This window comes from Bellilinea sp., assembly GCF_034432615.1.
Classification (GTDB): Bacteria; Chloroflexota; Anaerolineae; order Anaerolineales; family Anaerolineaceae; genus Bellilinea.
This window is the reverse complement of sequence record NZ_DAOUBL010000392.1, coordinates 1-2,653: the sequence shown is the minus strand read 5'-3', so window position 1 is coordinate 2,653 and position 2,653 is coordinate 1. Positions and strand designations below refer to the sequence as shown.

At 56.2% G+C, this 2,653-nt stretch carries 4 protein-coding genes; all 4 read left to right on the top strand.

Annotated elements, in window-relative coordinates; all coding sequences use genetic code 11:
- Positions 1-64 precede the first annotated feature (64 nt).
- Positions 65-1,099: a homoserine dehydrogenase gene (locus tag VAE48_RS17175; RefSeq protein ID WP_322794563.1), complete on the top strand. Its 1,035-nt coding sequence runs from the start codon at positions 65-67 to the stop codon at positions 1,097-1,099.
- Entirely contained in the window at positions 1,096-1,740 is a 645-nt protein-coding gene (locus VAE48_RS17170; RefSeq protein ID WP_322794562.1) for a hypothetical protein, read from the top strand. The genes VAE48_RS17175 and VAE48_RS17170 overlap by 4 nt, the downstream gene beginning before the upstream one ends.
- Complete coding sequence (gene folK, locus VAE48_RS17165; RefSeq protein WP_322794561.1) at positions 1,737-2,438, top strand: 2-amino-4-hydroxy-6-hydroxymethyldihydropteridine diphosphokinase; 702 nt, start codon at positions 1,737-1,739, stop codon at positions 2,436-2,438. Before VAE48_RS17170 ends, folK begins: the two co-directional genes overlap by 4 nt.
- 27 nt (positions 2,439-2,465) lie before the next feature.
- Positions 2,466-2,653 (top strand): dihydropteroate synthase (locus tag VAE48_RS17160; protein WP_322794560.1); only part of this gene is annotated, 188 nt, incomplete at its 3' end.

Here is a 2,653-nt window from a genome sequence, read left to right as displayed (position 1 = left end):
TAACCCTTGTCCATTGACATAAAGACGGATAAGATAGAATAAAAATCACAAAAAGGGAGATACCATGAAACAGGTCGCATTGGCTCTGGTTGGTTTTGGAAACGTCGGACAGGCTTTTGCCCGCCTGTTGATGGAAAAAGAACAGCAAATTGCCCAGCAGTTCGGTTATCAGTTCATTGTCACCGGCATCGTAACCGGGCGGCACGGCAGCGCAATCAGCTCCGGCGGCATCAGCCTGAGCCGCGCGCTGGAGGTTATCAACCGCGGGCAATCGCTGGACATTCTTTCCGAAATGCCCGCCCCCAAAAACACGCTGGATTTTCTGTTTGCCAGTTCTGCCGAGGCCATGCTGGAAACCTCGCCGGTTAACCATCACACCGGTCAGCCGGCCATTGACCACATCAAAGCCGCCCTGAACAAGGGCATGCACGCCATCACCGCCAACAAGGGCCCGGTTGTTCACGCCTATCAGGAACTGACCGAAATGGCAGCTGCGCGGGGTAAACGCTTTCTGTTTGAAGCGGCTGTCATGGACGGAGCACCGATTTTCTCCCTTTTCCGTGGGCCTTTACCCTGCATTGAAGTGCATGGCTTTCAGGGCATCCTCAACTCCTGCACCAATTTCATTTTAGGATTGATGGAAAACGGCAAAACCTTTGAAGAAGCCGTCAAGGAAGCCCAGGCCATCGGGATTGCCGAAACGGATCCCTCCGCGGACATTGACGGCTGGGACGCCGCCATCAAAGTCGCTGCGCTCAGTACGGTGGTGCTGGGCATTCCGCTCAAACCCCAGCAGGTTGAACGCAGCAGCATCCGCGAGATAACCCCCGAAATGGTGAGCGAAGCCCGAAAGGCCGGCGAACGCTGGAAGGTCGTCTGCACCGCCCGGCGCAAAGGCAAGGAATTGCTGGAAGCCTCGGTCAAACCGCAGCGAGTTTCGGCCGGCAGCCCGTTGTTTGCCATCAACGGCACCAGTTCCTACGTTGAGTTTCATTCGGATGTCCTGCCGGGATTGGGAATTGTAGAAAACAACCCCGGCCCCAACACCACTGCTTACGGTTTGCTGGCCGACCTGATCAACGCACTGCGTGGTCAATGAGCGAAGCCTACTGGTTCGCCTCCTTTCGGCTGCAAACACCCGCCGAACTGCCTGCTGCACTGGAAAGGTCGGGCTTTCAGCCGGCATGGATTGAGGAAATTCACTGGGTCAACGGCTCACCCCCCTTGGATGCGGGCATTTTTCCGCCGCCGGCGCAATTTGAATGGCCCGTACTCAGTCATCCGGCGCGCTTATTTCACCTGCTGCTGAATGAGTTAATCAACGGGCAGCGGCATACCCTGCTGTGGATTGAAAAAGCCTCCCACGACAGAACCATCGCGGCTGTGCTGGGCAGCCCGACCACCGTGGGCAGGTTCAATCTGCCGCCTGAATACCGCTTTCTGCCGCTGCCGCAGCCGGCCGCTTTGGGCTGGCAGAAAATGCTCGCCCTGTGGCAGTCCTTCCTGGAGCAGCACGCCGACCCTGAAAACCCGTTGGGATGGATGTCTTACCCGCAAGACGCCCAGTCTGAAGTACAGGCAGTCTTTCCGCAAGCCCAACCGCTTGTTCCGCCGCCTTCACCCATCTGGACCGAGCGCCTGCATGCAGGCCTGGAATTAAGTCGTTCCCTTTCTTCCCCTGCGGGGTTATGGATTGATGAAACATCCCCTCATCTGGCTTTTTTGATTGAAAGGCAATGAGATTGAAACGGGTTTTTCTGGCTTTGGGGAGCAACCTGGGTGACCGCCTGCAAAATTTACGGCAGGCAATTTTTAGCCTGCCGCCGTTGGTCTTGCCTTTACGCGCTTCCCTCGTGTACGAAACCCCGCCGTGGGGGATTGAAGACCAGCCGCGCTTTCTCAACATGGTCATCGAAACTGCCACTGCCCTGCAACCGCTGGAATTGCTGCATTACCTGAAATCGCAGGAAAAACAAATGGGGCGGCATGAAGGTGTACGCTACGGACCGCGCCTGATTGACATGGACATTCTCTTTTATGAAGAGGAGGTCTTTTCCGAAAAAGAGCTGCAAATCCCGCACCCCCGCCTGCACGAACGCGCCTTTGTCTTGCTTCCCCTGCATGATTTGATCCCGCAGTTCCTGCACCCTTTGCTGAAGAAAAGTATCACCATTCTCTTGAAAGACACCGACCTGAAGGGCATCATTCCCCAAACGCTGCCCGGCGGTTTTCAACTGTTACCCTATGATGGTTGGTACAACCTGCCAGCCGACCTGCGTGCCGGGCTGGAAAATTCAGCCGCAGCTGCCGCGAACTTTTATGGCTTACCGCCATCTCACCGCCAGCGCTGGGTAAATCATGTACAGGAAGCGCGCCGGCCGGAAACCCGCCGTCAGCGCATCGAAAAGATGATCGAAACGCTTGCCGCAAACCAGTAAACCCGCCCCGCCGACCTGGGAGTGCTGATGAAATTTCTGTCTTTTGGTAGTCGAACCTATATCATGGGCATTCTCAACATTACGCCGGATAGTTTTTCGGGGGATGGGTTGCTAAACACCGGCGACCTTTTACAAGCTGCCCGCCGGCAAGCGCTTGAGTTTGTCTCCGCCGGTGCGGATATACTGGATATTGGCGGAGAAAGCACCCGCCCCGG